Source organism: Maribacter cobaltidurans (assembly GCF_002269385.1).
GTDB classification, from domain to species: domain Bacteria; phylum Bacteroidota; class Bacteroidia; order Flavobacteriales; family Flavobacteriaceae; genus Maribacter; species Maribacter cobaltidurans.
In genome coordinates this window covers 399,988-414,257 of the sequence record NZ_CP022957.1, presented here as the reverse complement: position 1 = coordinate 414,257, position 14,270 = coordinate 399,988, and the positions used below count along the sequence as shown (strand labels likewise).

Here is a 14,270-nt window from a genome sequence, read left to right as displayed (position 1 = left end):
TAACTCCAAATCAAAACTGGGAACTTTATTATAGGAAACAACCATTAAATAATGGGACATAAAAATTAGGAGCTGCTTTTTCGCTATAACTTGGGCTCCCAACCTGGAGCATATTCTCTTTTCCAAAACTTCATGGCCATTTCATTGTTCAATACTTTTCCAGTGGTGTTGTCTATTTTTAGTGTCTCACCAGCATCTTGTGCCATATTTCCCAAATGGCAGAGCATGGTGGATATGCTTGCATCCTTAATGTCGGAGTGAAGGCTTTCGTCTTCTCTTATGGCTTTGAAGAAGTTACCTACGTGGTTAACGTCTAGAGATCCTTCCCCTCTAGTGTTGGTCGTTTCACTGGAACCACCTTCTTTTTCTTCTTTGATCAGGTTGCCCTGAAGATCGTATAACTGATAAAAATTACGGTCTAACATGATAGAGCCTTTACTGCCATAAATGGTTATTCCCCTGCCGGGTCTTTCTGGTTTCATGATTCCGCGACTGTGCCCCGTCCAAGTGATAAATTTATCATTGTCAAAAGTATAGGTGACCTGCTGGTTGTCCACAAATTCCCAATCATCATCGTACGTATACTTTCCACCAAAGGAGGTAACGCTGTTGGGCAGGTCGACTCCAAGTGCCCAGCGACATATATCAATTTCGTGCGTACCGTTGTTATGGATTTCGCCCGTTCCCCAATTTCTGAACCAATGCCAATTATAAGGATGCACATTATCCTTATATTTTTCACGCAAAGCTGGTCCTTGCCATAATTCCCAGTCCAGTGTTTTAGGAACTTCGATAACGTTGCCCTTACCTATACTACCACGGTTATTTGAATAATAGGCTTCACCTTTATAAACATTCCCAATGATTCCTTCCCTAATATCTTTAATGGCACTAATGGAGGTTTTGGCAGAGCGTTGTTGGTTTCCCATTTGTACCTTTTTACCGTATTTCCTTTGTGCCGCCACCAGAAGTTCATTTTCATACGGATTATGGCTACAGGGTTTTTCCACATAAACATGTTTACCGGCTTGGAGGGCCATAATTGCCATAGGTGCATGCCAATGTTCCGGAGTTGCAATAAAGACGGCATCGATCTTCTTGTCCTCGAGCATTTTTCTAAAGTCCTTTTCAACCTTAGGGATATAACCTATATTTTCTTGGCACCAAGCATTGTGTTCCTCTAGGATTACATCATCTACATCGCAACTGTATAATATTTTTGCATTTGGATCTTCGTTTATGGCCTTTACGTGTGCCTTAGCCCTACTTCTTACTCCTATCACGGCACAATTTATCTGATCATTGGCGCCTAAGATATTGGCATACGAGGAGGAAGGTAATACTAAACCGCCCAGGGTTACGGCCGCTGTACCAGCCGTTGTTTTCTTTATAAAGTTTCTTCTTGTTGTCATTGCCTATTCTTTAGTAATCGGTTTAATCTTGATGTTTTTAAATGAAACTCGGTCGCCATGGTCCTGCAGCAGTATATGACCTTTTTCGGCTTCCCCAAAGTTGGGCCAGGTCACGTACTTACTTTCGGAAACTAGTTTTTTGTATTCATCGCTTCCTCTTTCATATTCCAATACTTTCATACCGTTTAGCCAATGCTCCACGTGTCCATCCTTAGAAATAATGTGGGCGGTATTCCATTCTCCGATTGGATTAATGGGTTTGTCCTCGTCCGCTTTGATTAAATCGTAAAGTGAGGAAACCGTTCTACTACCTTCATGGTTGCCCAATTTGGCATCCGGATGCCTTTGATCATCCAATATTTGATATTCAAGACCAATGGAGGAACCTGGGCCTTTGTTGAGGTCCGTATCCACATAGTATTTGATACCACTATTGGCTCCTTCGGTAAGTTTAAAATCCACCTTTAATTCAAAATCACCATAGGTTTCTTTGGTAACAATGTCACCACCTGCGGCGGATTCTTCACCCCCTGAGGAAAGTACGGTCAAGACACCATCCTTAATTTCCCAGCCCTTTTCCGGGAATTCGTCCAAACGGGCCCCACGCCATCCATCTGTAGTTTTACCATCCCAAAGCATTTGCCATCCGTTTTTTTGCTCGTCTACGCCTAGGGCGTTTTTAGTGATACTAGGAGGCACAGGGGTTTCCATGGAATACTTCGAAAGACTGTCGGTCAATATTTTGATATTTTTCCAAATAATTTCAGTACCCTCTTGTTGGTCATTTCCAATACTGTGTACCTGCAGCGCAATAAAACCTTCTGGGGTTTTATCATCGATGAGGTGAGCGGCAGGTACTCCATTGATCCATGTTTTAATGGTATCTCCAATGGCCTCAATTCTATAATGGTTCCAGTCATTTTGTTTAAATGCTTTTTGTGCTTCTGGATTTTCGGTCATGGGGTTCAGCCATCCCCTTCTTGCCTCATCATAAATACCGGCGCTCCATGCCCTATCCGAGGGATCTATCTCAATTTGATAGCCATGAACTCGCCCGTCCATATAATGTGGGTAACTGTTACTCCGTATCTGAATCCCTGAATTCATGGTAGCGTCTACCTTATAATCCAGCTCCATGATAAAGTCACCGTAAGTTTTGTCCGTGGTCATAAAAGAGTTGGGGGTGTCATGTACGGTACTCCCCACAATACTATTATCACGAACGGTGTAATTGGCCTTTCCTCCTTTTTGAGTCCATCCATTTAAAGATTCCCCATCAAAAAGGGATATCCATGGAGTATCATCGGCAGGTTCCTGTTTGCAGGATATAAAAAGGAAAGTACAAATGAATAGTACGGAAAACTTAAATTTTTGTTTAATCATTGTTATTAAATTGGTTTATAAAAAAAGCGTCTTGTTAAAGACGCTTGAAGATAGTAATTTTTAATGTTTTTTAGTTGGATGAATCCACTTCAATTTCTACGGTATGGCTTACGGGAATGCCATCGTTCGTAAGCCCTTCCATTTTTATGAGGTATTTGCCAGGGCTGTCCCCGGTAAAGAATTCTAGTTTGTTGTCGCCTTCCTTTTTTAGCATTATGTTGGGCTCCCAGAATAGGGTAGAGCGGTAATCGGGCTTTTCATGTTCTTTTCTGTCCACTGAATAATTAGGGGTATAGAATTCCCTTACCTTGTTGAAACCAACAATTTTGGTATTGATGATACCGGGAACATCCTTCGTCTCATCCCCCAAATAAATTCCCTTTTTGGTATAGAAGGCGATAACTCCGCCTGCACCCCTGGAACCCCATAACGTGGCATCTGGACCAGTGACGATATCCACAAATTGAATTTCATTAGCTCTCATCGAACTTACAAAATCTGGGCCTGCAACTACACCATCTACTAGGTATAATGCACCTGTCCCAGCATTTACTGAAGTAATTCCCCTTTTGAAAGAATATCTTGAATATCGAAGTAAATCCATTGCAGATAAAGTTTGAGTTCCTTGGATGGAGTCCGCATGAATACGGTCCGAAAAAAGTCCTGTTGTCATTTCTGCATCCATTTGCTCGGTTAATATTCTATTTCGAACATCTCTTGGATTTGTTTTTACCCCTGTAACCGTGGCCTCGTCGAGTAGGGTCACCTTGTCGGGATCGAAGGTAAAGTCCGCCACCTTTTGCCTGTAGGCATTGGCCATGTAGTCGTTGTTGGGTTCCACGTGGCGCGTTTCCCGATATTGTATTTTTCTGGGTGCGGGCATATTTTCCGGGTAGGGGGCGTCCAGTAGAATGTCCAGGGCCTTGGGTCTTTTACCGAACCCCTCGGCCTGCAAAATGGCGTCCACACTGTCCTGGAAGTAAAAATTACCGAAGCTGAACCTTCCGTTGTTGTCGGTAGAGTCCTTGTCGTAGACCAGATCCTCGCCCATCAGGGTAAGGCTGGCCAGGCTTCTCCCGAATTTGTTATTGTTATAATAGTTGACGGTCCTTCCGCTAATGGTAATGCCCTTTTCCGGGGGGAACCGAAGCTTCTTGCTTGTTTTCTGGTTTAGTAGCTCGGGCCAAGTGAACCTTCTCCACCCGTGGGTGAGCATAAGGGCGTCCAAAAGCTGTTTTCTGTCCTGGGAGGCATCCCTGAAAAAATACCCGGCATCGGGAACGGTGGCCCCTACATCGGAGTCGAGCAAGAGCCAACTGCGTATATCTCCGGAATATTCGGAGGAGAGGGCGTTATTGGAAACCACGCTCATGGAGAACTCACCTTCCAAAGCATTTCCTTCGGAATCTGCAAGGGCCAGGTCCACTTGTACCCGGTCCCTTGTTCCGTAGCTTTTCCTGTCCGTATCCATGGAAAGCGATGCGCGCTGATCGGGATTTTCCACGAAGAAGAGCCGTTCGCTTACGGGCTCTCCCTTGGCCGTGAAGAGGGTGAACTGTGCCACTCCTTCCTTAAGCTGATCCGGATATATTTTTACGGCATGTTCCTTCGTCCCGTAACCGTTCACGACCTGTTTCAGGAAGACCTCGCCCCTTAGGTGGCCCAGTAAAAGTGCTCCCTGCAGTCCGTCCGATAGGTTGGTGGCCAGCTGTACCAGGATATACTCCCCCCGGTCCGTAACGTTGAGCAGATACCCTTCTTCCATGGACCTTGGCAGTTCAAACTCATTGCCGTTCGACTCCCCGTTCAACCTGGCATAATAGGTCTTTCCGGGGAGTGGTTTAAGGTTGACCACGCCCAGGCCGAATTCCCCGCTGTTGAAATTCGCGGCCACGTTGCCGTCCTGGTCCACGATGGTTCCCTGTAAGGCCAGTCCGTTCCCTTGTCCATCGATGACCTCCAGCCCTAGTTTGGAGCTCATGCCGGTGACCAGCTGCCCCCCTTCGGGGAAGAATCGGACCTTGGTCTTCGAAACCCCTTCCTTTTCGTCGACTACGTCCGTTACTCTTGCATTAGTGCTGTTCTGTGGAATCCCGGCGACATCGCCCTTGGTCATTTGTTGCATCCAAATAGGGATTTTCTTCTCGAAGAATACGGGCTCCTCCTCGTTGAGCATATATTTGGTATAGGCCCTTAGGGTGTATTCCCCTTGTTCGAGTTTTTGGTCCAGCTGTATTTCTCCCTCTGCGCCCAGATTGCCGACGTACTGTTTTCTTCGCTCCAGGACGTTTCCTTGGGAATCTATGAGCTCCACATATACGACCTTGCTCTTGTCACTGGCCCTGTGGTCTATGCCGTCCACGAGATAGGTCTTGAACCATATGGTCTCCCCGTTGGTATAGAAGTCCTTGTCCGTCTGCAGATAGGTTTTCTCCGGCCTTTCGTTCTTGCTGTAGAGCAGGAGCTTCCCTAGGATGTTCTTGATCTGTACACTTTCCTGTACGGGAGTATCGAAGGAAATGAGCCCCATCATACAGAGACAGGCCAAAAAGAGGAAAGGACGCAATTTTTTCATAACGAAGGGTTTACGTCCTTTAAAATACTAAAAATTTTTTGTAATGTAAGGAAAATCTTTAATGAGCTTCTTCTTTTAAATAATCCCCGAAATTGGCCTTAAACCGATTTAGCCTAGGAATGGATACATTTCTAATATAGGAGTTGTTCGGATGTTTTCTTTCATAGTCTTGGTGATAATCCTCGGCCTCGTAGAATTTGGTAAAGGGTGTCACCTCCGTAGTTATGGGTGCGCCGTTATAAACATTTTGATTTCTTAAGGCTTGAATATAACTCTCTATAATTTTCTTTTGCTCATCATTTTTGTAAAACGCAATGGAACGGTACTGTGTTCCCCGATCCGGACCTTGTCGATTTAACGTGGTAGGGTCGTGGGACCCAAAAAATACTTGGACTAACTCTACAAAGGAGATGACCTTAGGGTCATAATATACTTCCACAGCTTCTGCATGCGAAGTCTGTCCACGTCCTACCATTTCATAAGTGGGGTTTTTCTCCGTTCCCCCGGCATAGCCTGATATTACTTCCTTAACGCCTTTTACACTTTCAAAAATGGCCTCCACGCACCAAAAGCAGCCACTTGCAAAATAGGCTGTTTCATATTTGCTTAGGTCTTGTGGACTTAATTTTTCAATCTCTTCAGGTTTTTCCATTTTCTTGGAAGAATTTTCGGAGGTTTTGTCCTGTTTTGTTTTGGACTGGCAACTCGTGGCCAATAATGCGACCAATACCAATAAGAGGTGTTTTGTATATTTCATGAACATTGGTTTTATATAGTTAGTGGGAAAAATACAAAGTACTTACCCTAGAAAAGGTTAAAAAATGTTAATGAAAAGAGTCAACGTTTTATTTTTGAAGAATGAACACCTTGGAGACATTACTTATTTCCTATTCAGAAAAGGCTATTCCTATATTGGACAACTCCTTGCCTATAATTAGCTATGTTCCATTAAATCTATCGGTTGAAAATCCTGATTTGAAGCAACTGGATATTACGAACCCATCGGAATGCCAATCCTATATAGAGTCCGTTTTGAAAGCGCAGAAAGGTCTAGTTGCTTATGGGGGCTATCTGGAAAAAAGAAATTTATATGACGATAAAGGTAGTTTCAATAGTGTTGACCAGTCAAGGAACATCCATTTAGGAATCGATTATTGGGCACCCGCCGGAACCAAGGTAATGGTTCCTTTGGATGGAAAAGTCCATAGTTTTAAGAACAACAATGTAATAGGGGATTATGGTCCTACCATTATTTTGGAACACCATTTTAATAATTCAATACTTTATACCCTATATGGTCATTTGAGCTTGGAGTCCTTGAACGGCTTAACCGTAGGAAAGTCTTTTTCCCGTGGTGACGTATTGGCCACTTTGGGTACTCCGGATATTAATGTCAACTATGCCCCGCATCTACACTTTCAAATTATTAAGGATTTACAAGGGAACATGGGCGATTATCCCGGTGTTTGTTCCAAGCTCCACTTGGATTTTTATAAAAAAAACTGTCCGGATCCCAATTTGTTGCTAAAAATAGGGTGATATACATCGACCAAAAACATACTTTTTCCGTTGACCTGTTTTTGACCCCTTGAACGTTCATCGAGGTAAATTCACACTTTATCCGAATCGATGCCGGATAACGAGAAACGGTTGTTGTTCATCGAATCTCCACCCCCTCAAATACGCTTGCCGAAGTTATAATAATGTAACAAACGCAAGTCATGAAAACAATAGCAACCATCTTCTTTATCCTTTTCATCGGAACCGCGGCAAGCGCACAAGAGAATACTGATTTGGTAAAAATAGAGACTATTACTACGGGTATTGTTACACAGACACAACAGCCTACAATTAAGACCGAAAAGACGCAAGAAGTAGCCAGGTTATACAAGTTCAAAGGTTCCAGAATTAAAAAGGAACTTTCCTTTGCTACCAAAAGAAACAGTCCAAAGATGGCTTAACCTAAGATATTATCCCCTCGGGTGGACCCTTACCTGCCGCTTGGCAGGTTTAGGGCTATCCATTGAATCGTGCCCTCGGGATTGGTCTTACCATAAATAAATACTATATACTGATTGTCTACCCCAGATTCCCTGTAGGAAATAATTATTTTTATCGATGAAATGCGTAAAAACATCGATGAAATTAAAAATATTTTGTAGGAATTAACTTATAGAGCTATGTTGTTCATCGAAAAATTTGAATTTCATCGGAAAAAATTGACCGTTTGTCGAATCTTAAATTTTAAATAGACAATGCTAGAGTTATATACAGACCAAATCTACCTATCAATGAAAACTATTCTTTTGTTAATGCTTGTTGTCTGCACGGGGGCCTTTGCCCAAGCTCAGAAGCCGGAAATTGAAGTTAAGGTAAGCACCATTTCAATGCCCATTACTGAACCCATGGACCAAACTAATTTGGGTGAAAAGCTCCCTGCGATAACAGGTATTTTTGTTTTAAAACATTCTAGGATAAAAAGAGCCTTATCCTTTACTGTGGAGAAAAAAAGTAAAAAATTGGCCTAATCCATTATCATTTCGCCTTCATTTTTTTGAACTACTAACGGTCCTAGTATGTCCCATACATTTTCCGCAACTATTTTTTGACCTTCCGCGGTTGGATGTATGCCATCTTCAAGATTTAAATCTGGCTCTCCGGCCACACCATCTAGAAGGAAAGGAATTATATGAATATCGTTATTCTTGGCCAAGTCCGGGTACATGTTCCTAAATTCCGCTGTGTAATCCAGACCCATATTGGGAGGAATCTGCATTCCAGCAAGAATGATGGTCGTGTTTTTATTTTTTTCTAGAACGGCATCAATGATTTTTTGAAGGTTTTCCTTTGTTTTTCCCAAAGGGATACCTCTAAGTCCATCATTGGCACCCAATTCCAAAACAAAAATATCTACGTCCTGGTTTAGAACCCAATCCAATCTATTAAGCCCTCCAGAAGTAGTCTCACCACTAAGTCCAGAGTTGATAACCTTATAATTCAGACCTAGCGAATCTATCCGTTTTTGGATTAGGTTGGGAAATCCTTGTTCGGTTTCCAGTCCGTAGGCAGCAGTAAGGCTATTTCCAAAAAAAAGAATTACTTGGTCATCGGTTATTTTCTTTTCTTCTTTACTCTCTGCTGGAACTTCAGAATTTTCTGAGCCGCTTTTTGACTGTTTTGGATCTTCTCCACAGCCTAAGAGGAGGAAAAAGGCCAAAAAATAACTAAACTTTAATACTTTGTACTTCATGGTTTCTTCTAAAAGTAGAAATCATTTGCTTACTTTGTTAGCTTGTACCAAACGATTTATGGCAAAGATATTAAACGTAAGCAATCTTAGGAAAACTTATAGGAGCGGGTCCAGGGATTTAACTGTTTTGGATGGTATTTCATTTGACATTGAAGCAGGGGAAACCTTTTCCATTGTAGGCCCTTCCGGAAGTGGTAAAACGACTCTTTTGGGATTATGTGCGGGATTGGACCATATAGATGAAGGTAATATTGAACTCTGTGGAACGAAACTTAATCAATTGAACGAGGATCAATTGGCCTTGTTGAGAAACCAAAAGGTGGGTTTCATTTTTCAGGATTTTCAATTATTGCCGACCCTTACTGCCCTAGAGAATGTTAGTGTACCATTGGAGTTGCAGGGCAACCCCAATGCGGGCCAAGTGGCCAAGAATTTGTTGGAAAAGGTTGGTCTTGGCGATAGATATGATCACTATCCTTCTCAATTGTCAGGTGGGGAACAACAGCGCGTTGCACTTGCAAGGGCATTTTCAACAACCCCGGATATTTTATTCGCCGATGAGCCCACAGGTAACTTGGACGAAGAAACGGGCGAGAAGGTAATTCAACTTTTGTTCGAGCTAAACAAAGAAATGGGAACTACTTTGGTCATTGTTACCCATGATTTAGATCTGGCTCAATTGACCCAACGAATAATTCGTTTGAAAGGAGGTAAAATTATTTCCAACCAAACCAAAACATTAGCTTGAGTAGTTTAGATACGACTTCCAAAACTCCATTTTCATGGTTGCTTAAAATGGCTTGGCGTGATGGTAAGGCCAGTGGCAAACGGCTTTTATTGTTTATGGGTAGTATTATTTTGGGCATTGCCGCTGTAGTTTCCATACAGTCTTTCAGTCAGAACTTGAAGGAAAACATCGGTGGACAATCCAAGGCTTTGATGGGAGCCGATTTCTTAATCGATAGTAATGAACCTGCCAATGAACGAGTGGTGGAAATCATGGATTCCCTGGGAGGACCGGGGGCCAAGGAAGTTAAGTTCGCCTCAATGGCCGCTTTCGTAAAAAGCGGAGAGACAAAATTGGTACAGGTTAGGGGGGTAGAAGGTAATTTTCCCTTTTATGGGGAGTTGGAAACAGAACCCATTGATGCCGCTTCTACCTATCAAGAAAAAGGAGGAGCATTGGTAGACGCTACTGCCATGTTACAATTCGATTTAAAAGTAGGGGATAGCGTGAAATTGGGCAACATAACATTTCCTATTGTTGGGTCTTTGATTACCGCTCCCGGAAGCACAGGAATTGGGACCTCAGTTGCACCTCCAATAATGGTTCCATTTGAATTTATGGGGCCTAGCGGACTTTTACAAAAGGGAAGCAGATTGGAATACGCCTACTATTTTAAATCACCGGATGCAGATTTGGAACAGCTTGATAAGGAGGTAGATCCCTTATTGGATGAACAGAATGCCGATTTGGATACGCACACCACAACAAGCCAAAGGCTGGGAAGAAGGTATGACAATGTAGGCAGATTTTTAAACCTTGTAGCCTTTATTGCCTTGTTACTTGGCTGTGTTGGTATTGCAAGTTCGGTCCATATTTACATCAAAGAAAAATTGAGGTCGGTAGCGGTTTTAAAATGTTTGGGAGCTACCAGAAAACAGACCTTTTTGATTTATTTGATACAAATTGCGGGAATGGGACTGTTAGGAGGTTTTATAGGCACCGTTATCGGATTATTGCTACAGCAAACTTTTCCATTGATTTTACAGGAATTTTTGCCTTTTGAAGTTGAAATATCTACATCTTATGCGGCAATCGCCGTTGGTTTGATTTTAGGTGTTTTAATGTCCGTACTTTTTGCACTTTCACCACTATTGAATACCTGGTTCGTATCGCCCTTACAAGTATTAAGGGTTCAGGACAATTTGGGTACAAAATCTAGAAAAGCCCAGCTTTGGGTGGTTCTCGCTATTGTCCTGTTTGTCTTTTTATTTGCTTTGTGGCTGTTGAACAGTTTCAAATATGCCCTAGGCTTTGTCCTTGGGATATTGGTTACATTTTCAATCCTAGCAGGGGTTTCCGTACTGTTCATGCGCTTGGTCAAAAAGTATTTTCCAAAATCTTGGAATTTTACATCGAGACAGAGTTTGTTGAACCTATTCCGTCCCAATAATCAAACCGCGGTTTTAATTCTTGCCATTGGAATAGGAACTTTCTTGATCAGTACCTTATATTTTACAAAGGATTTTTTGCTGGCCAAGGCCGTTATAGAAGCCAATGAAAAGAGTCCCAATATTATTATGTTCGATGTACAGACCGGACAAAAGCAGGATATAATCAATACTATTGAGCCCAAGGGGTTACCAATTTTGGACAATATTCCGATAATTACCATGCGCATGGAGCGTATAAAGGATCGTAGTGTCAATGAAATTCGTTTGGATACCACTACAAGTATTAATAAATGGATACTAAACCATGAATTTCGGGTCACTTATAGGGATTCTCTAATAGGGTCAGAAAAATTGGTATCAGGTGAGTTCAATTCCAAAGTACCGGAGAATGGTCCGGTTCCCATTTCTTTGTCAGACAATGTAGCCCGGGATGCCCAGGTTGTTGTGGGTGATACGCTGCTTTTCAATGTACAGGGAATGCTTATGAAAACGGTGGTTGGAAGTATCCGTGAGGTGGATTGGGGAAGAATGCAACTTAATTTTTCAATTGTATTTCCAACAGGGGTCTTAGAAAACGCACCACAGTTCCATGTCATTACAACGAATGCTCCGGACAAATCGACTTCGGCAAGTTTACAGCGCGAATTGGTAAAGAAATTCCCCAATGTTTCCATATTGGATTTGCGACAAGTCCTAGCGCTTATAGAAAGTATTCTGGACAAGATATCTTGGGTGGTAAGCTTTATGGCTTTTTTTAGCATTCTTACCGGAGTAATTGTGCTTATTGGTTCGGTACGAAACAGTAAATATCAGCGTATTCGGGAAAGTGTACTCTTAAGGACCATTGGGGCGAAAAGTAACCAAATTCTTAAAATTACGGCATTGGAGTATTTGTATTTAGGAATCCTTGGTAGCGGTATTGGTGTACTGTTATCCCTAATTGGAAGTCAGTTATTGGCTTATTTTATATTTGAGACACCCTTTGTTCCTTCTTGGGTACCCTTTTTGATCGTACTTCCCGGTATAACCTTTTTGGTACTGGTCATTGGTCTTTCCAATAATATTTCTGTGCTAAAGAGTCCGCCTCTACAGGTTCTAAGAAAGGAAAATAACTAGTCTTTTTACTCACTTTTAGACCTAGAAGTCTAATCTATATTGAAAAAATGGTCGTTCAAGGAACGGTTTTATCGATAAGCTGTTTTTTGTTTCAATTACGTTTGGCGAGCATTTTGTACACTTAATCCATCAAAAGGCCAATAACCGAAAAACATTGTATTTCAGCGAGATATACCGATATTAATTTACTTGCCGAGTTAGCTTTATATAACCCAAATCGATGTTATGAAAGCTATTTTAACCTTTTCCCTAGTTCTTTTTTTTGGAGGAATGTCTATGGCCCAAAATGTCAAAAAAAATGATAAAGTAGATACTCTACAAGAGAATGTTATTTTGACGGATAATAGCTTGGACACTGAAAATATTGAAATCCTAGTTGGAGAAAAACAAACGGAAGTAGCCAGGTTATATCGCTACAAGAATTCCAGGGTTAAAAGCGCATTATTTTTCAAAACCAAAAAGGATAAACCTAAATTGGCATAAAATTTGACCTACTTATAATTCACAGTACCCAGAGGTACTTAACTTAAATCACAATGCTATGTTATTTTCAATCACACTTATCACAGTATCCTTAATTACTTCTTATTTAGTAATTTTTCCAAAATCCAAAGGAACATTAAAGCCTATTAAAATTCCGGTAGAGAATAAGAATAAATAAAATTGGTCTTAACTACGAGGCGGACTATCCTTATTTGTTAACACCAGGTTGTTTAATGGTGTAATTCTCCTGGGCTTTGGCCTCATCCACTTGACGCTTTACATCGGCCAATAAGGCTTTGGAATCATAAATGATACCGTCTTTGATGGTGTATTTTACACCGCCAACCCGCACCACTTTGTTGTCCTTTGTTAGTTTGATAGCTCCCGTACCATAGAGAACTTTGAGGTTTTTAAGTGGATTTTCGGCAACGATGGCAAAGTCAGCTAATTTTCCAATAGCTACGCTACCTATCTTGTCATCCATACCCAACGCTTCTGCTCCGTTCAATGTTGCGGAGCGTATTATCTCCAATGGGTGAAAACCGGCCTCCCTAAGCAGCTCTAATTCCCTAATATAGGCAAATCCATAAAGTTGGAAGATAAAACCGGAATCGGAACCTGTAGTTACCCGGCCACCTCTATTTTTGTATTCGTTTACAAAGGTCATCCATAAATTGTAGTTTTTTTTCCAGGCCACTTCCTGTTCGGTACCCCAATCATGCCAATAGGAACCGTGGGATATTTTACTGGGTTGATAAAACTCCCATAGAGAAGGAAGTGTGTAATCTTCGTGCCATTCGGCTCTTCGTGCTCTTTGTAAGTCCCTACTGGCCTCGTAGATGTTGAAAGTGGGATCTAACGTAAAATCCAGTTCCAATAATTCGTTCATTACGTCATTCCAATGTTCGGAGTAGGGCTTTGCAGCCTGGGACCAAAGGTTGCCCGCATTTTCAAAACGGTGTTGTTCGTTTTGATAATTGTAGTCCAAGGGATAATCCTGTACCGTTCTATCATCGAATAAGGCCTCTGGAAGGCCGTACCAATGCTCCATCGATGTGAGTCCAGCCCGGGCAGAATGTAGCACGTTCCATCTCGCAACACTTAGCTGGGCATGATGACATGCAGAACCAAGTCCCAATTTTTTGTTTTCGTCCAAGGCCGCAGTCATAATTTCGGGTTCGGCCCCAAAAAACTTAATGCCGTCGGCACCTTTTTTGGCATTGGCCCGTACCCATTCCCTGGCCTGCTCAGGAGTAGAAATAGGAATATCGTTCAAAGGATTAAAGGATTTGCTAGTTTGCCCAAATGCCGTATAGGCCATTATACGCGGGGCAATGATTTCATTTCTTTCACTTTTTTTCTTTAGGTCCATGGTAAAGTCAACACCCCTACCGCTAGGTTCACGTACCGTTGTGATTCCGTGGGCCATCCAAAGTTTAAAAACGTAATCCGGTTCTGCTCCTTGGGCTTGACCCCCAATATGTCCGTGCATATCTATCAATCCTGGCATTAGGTACATTCCCGTGCAGTCCAATTCTTTTCCCCCGGCTTTTAATTGTGGCCTTTTGGAATCATCTATTTTCACTCCTGGGTACCCAACCACCTTAATAGCTTTTATGATATTATTCTCTACAACTATATCTATAGGTCCTTGTGGAGGGGCACCGTTTCCATTGATAAGTGTGACACCTCTAATGATCAGCTGGGAATAAGGTCCGTCTCCTTGTAAGGATTGGGCGTTTGAAAAATGCACGAATAGGAAAAAAAGAATAAGTGAGCGGAATATTTTTTTCATATTAGGAGAGGTTGGTGATTCTTGATTGGTTTGAATTAGTTTCTTAAATATAGAAAATATCGGGGCAAACTTTAGATT

General features: G+C 41.9%; 13 protein-coding genes. 6 read left to right on the top strand and 7 right to left on the bottom strand.

Translation table 11 applies throughout. The features are described 5' to 3' along the window. Nucleotides 1-83: 83 nt before the first annotated feature. From CJ263_RS01750 to msrA, 4 genes are all read right to left on the bottom strand, one after another. A complete protein-coding gene (locus tag CJ263_RS01750; protein WP_094995682.1) occupies nucleotides 84-1,412 on the bottom strand; it encodes a Gfo/Idh/MocA family oxidoreductase in 1,329 nt (442 codons plus the stop codon). A 3-nt stretch (nucleotides 1,413-1,415) separates the two neighbouring features. After that, nucleotides 1,416-2,795 (bottom strand): 3-keto-disaccharide hydrolase, encoded by a 1,380-nt coding sequence (locus CJ263_RS01745; RefSeq protein ID WP_094995681.1) that lies wholly within the window; start codon nucleotides 2,793-2,795, stop codon nucleotides 1,416-1,418. A gap of 70 nt (nucleotides 2,796-2,865) precedes the next feature. Further along, nucleotides 2,866-5,370, bottom strand: a complete 2,505-nt coding sequence (locus CJ263_RS01740) for a TonB-dependent receptor plug domain-containing protein (protein ID WP_158657051.1) — start codon at nucleotides 5,368-5,370, stop codon at nucleotides 2,866-2,868. A gap of 58 nt (nucleotides 5,371-5,428) precedes the next feature. Beyond that, nucleotides 5,429-6,127, bottom strand: a complete 699-nt coding sequence (gene msrA, locus CJ263_RS01735; RefSeq protein ID WP_094995679.1) for a peptide-methionine (S)-S-oxide reductase MsrA — start codon at nucleotides 6,125-6,127, stop codon at nucleotides 5,429-5,431. A 101-nt stretch (nucleotides 6,128-6,228) separates the two neighbouring features. Here msrA and CJ263_RS01730 point away from each other — a divergent pair, with 101 nt between their 5' ends. Beyond that, nucleotides 6,229-6,909: a peptidoglycan DD-metalloendopeptidase family protein gene (locus tag CJ263_RS01730; RefSeq protein WP_094995678.1), complete on the top strand. Its 681-nt coding sequence runs from the start codon at nucleotides 6,229-6,231 to the stop codon at nucleotides 6,907-6,909. A gap of 182 nt (nucleotides 6,910-7,091) precedes the next feature. Continuing rightward, nucleotides 7,092-7,331, top strand: coding sequence for a hypothetical protein (locus CJ263_RS01725; RefSeq protein ID WP_094995677.1), 240 nt, complete (start codon nucleotides 7,092-7,094; stop codon nucleotides 7,329-7,331). A 29-nt stretch (nucleotides 7,332-7,360) separates the two neighbouring features. On the opposite strand, the gene CJ263_RS20855 is transcribed toward CJ263_RS01725, so the two are convergent. Beyond that, nucleotides 7,361-7,507, bottom strand: coding sequence for a hypothetical protein (locus tag CJ263_RS20855; protein WP_158657050.1), 147 nt, complete (start codon nucleotides 7,505-7,507; stop codon nucleotides 7,361-7,363). A 154-nt stretch (nucleotides 7,508-7,661) separates the two neighbouring features. Between CJ263_RS20855 and CJ263_RS01720 the strand changes: the two genes are divergently transcribed. Then, nucleotides 7,662-7,898 carry a hypothetical protein gene (locus CJ263_RS01720; protein ID WP_158657049.1) on the top strand — a complete coding sequence of 79 codons (237 nt, stop codon included), beginning with the start codon at nucleotides 7,662-7,664 and terminating at the stop codon, nucleotides 7,896-7,898. Here CJ263_RS01720 and CJ263_RS01715 read toward each other — a convergent pair. Continuing rightward, nucleotides 7,895-8,620: an arylesterase gene (locus CJ263_RS01715; RefSeq protein ID WP_094995675.1), complete on the bottom strand. Its 726-nt coding sequence runs from the start codon at nucleotides 8,618-8,620 to the stop codon at nucleotides 7,895-7,897. The two genes, CJ263_RS01720 and CJ263_RS01715, sit on opposite strands and share 4 nt — an antisense overlap. A gap of 58 nt (nucleotides 8,621-8,678) precedes the next feature. On the opposite strand from CJ263_RS01715, the gene CJ263_RS01710 reads away from it, so the two are divergent. The 3 genes from CJ263_RS01710 to CJ263_RS01700 all read left to right on the top strand — a co-directional run bounded on the left by CJ263_RS01710 (nucleotide 8,679) and on the right by CJ263_RS01700 (nucleotide 12,397). Beyond that, complete coding sequence (locus CJ263_RS01710; RefSeq protein ID WP_094999060.1) at nucleotides 8,679-9,368, top strand: ABC transporter ATP-binding protein; 690 nt, start codon at nucleotides 8,679-8,681, stop codon at nucleotides 9,366-9,368. Nucleotides 9,369-9,415: 47 nt separating this feature from the next. Continuing rightward, the gene (locus CJ263_RS01705) at nucleotides 9,416-11,914 is read left to right on the top strand and encodes an ABC transporter permease (protein WP_094995674.1); all 2,499 of its coding nucleotides are present in this window, start codon (nucleotides 9,416-9,418) and stop codon (nucleotides 11,912-11,914) included. Between the two features lie 225 nt (nucleotides 11,915-12,139). Beyond that, the gene (locus CJ263_RS01700) at nucleotides 12,140-12,397 is read left to right on the top strand and encodes a hypothetical protein (protein ID WP_094995673.1); all 258 of its coding nucleotides are present in this window, start codon (nucleotides 12,140-12,142) and stop codon (nucleotides 12,395-12,397) included. Between the two features lie 208 nt (nucleotides 12,398-12,605). Here CJ263_RS01700 and CJ263_RS01695 read toward each other — a convergent pair whose 3' ends face one another. Continuing rightward, a complete protein-coding gene (locus CJ263_RS01695) occupies nucleotides 12,606-14,192 on the bottom strand; it encodes an amidohydrolase family protein (RefSeq protein WP_094995672.1) in 1,587 nt (528 codons plus the stop codon). Between the last annotated feature and the right edge of the window lie 78 nt (nucleotides 14,193-14,270).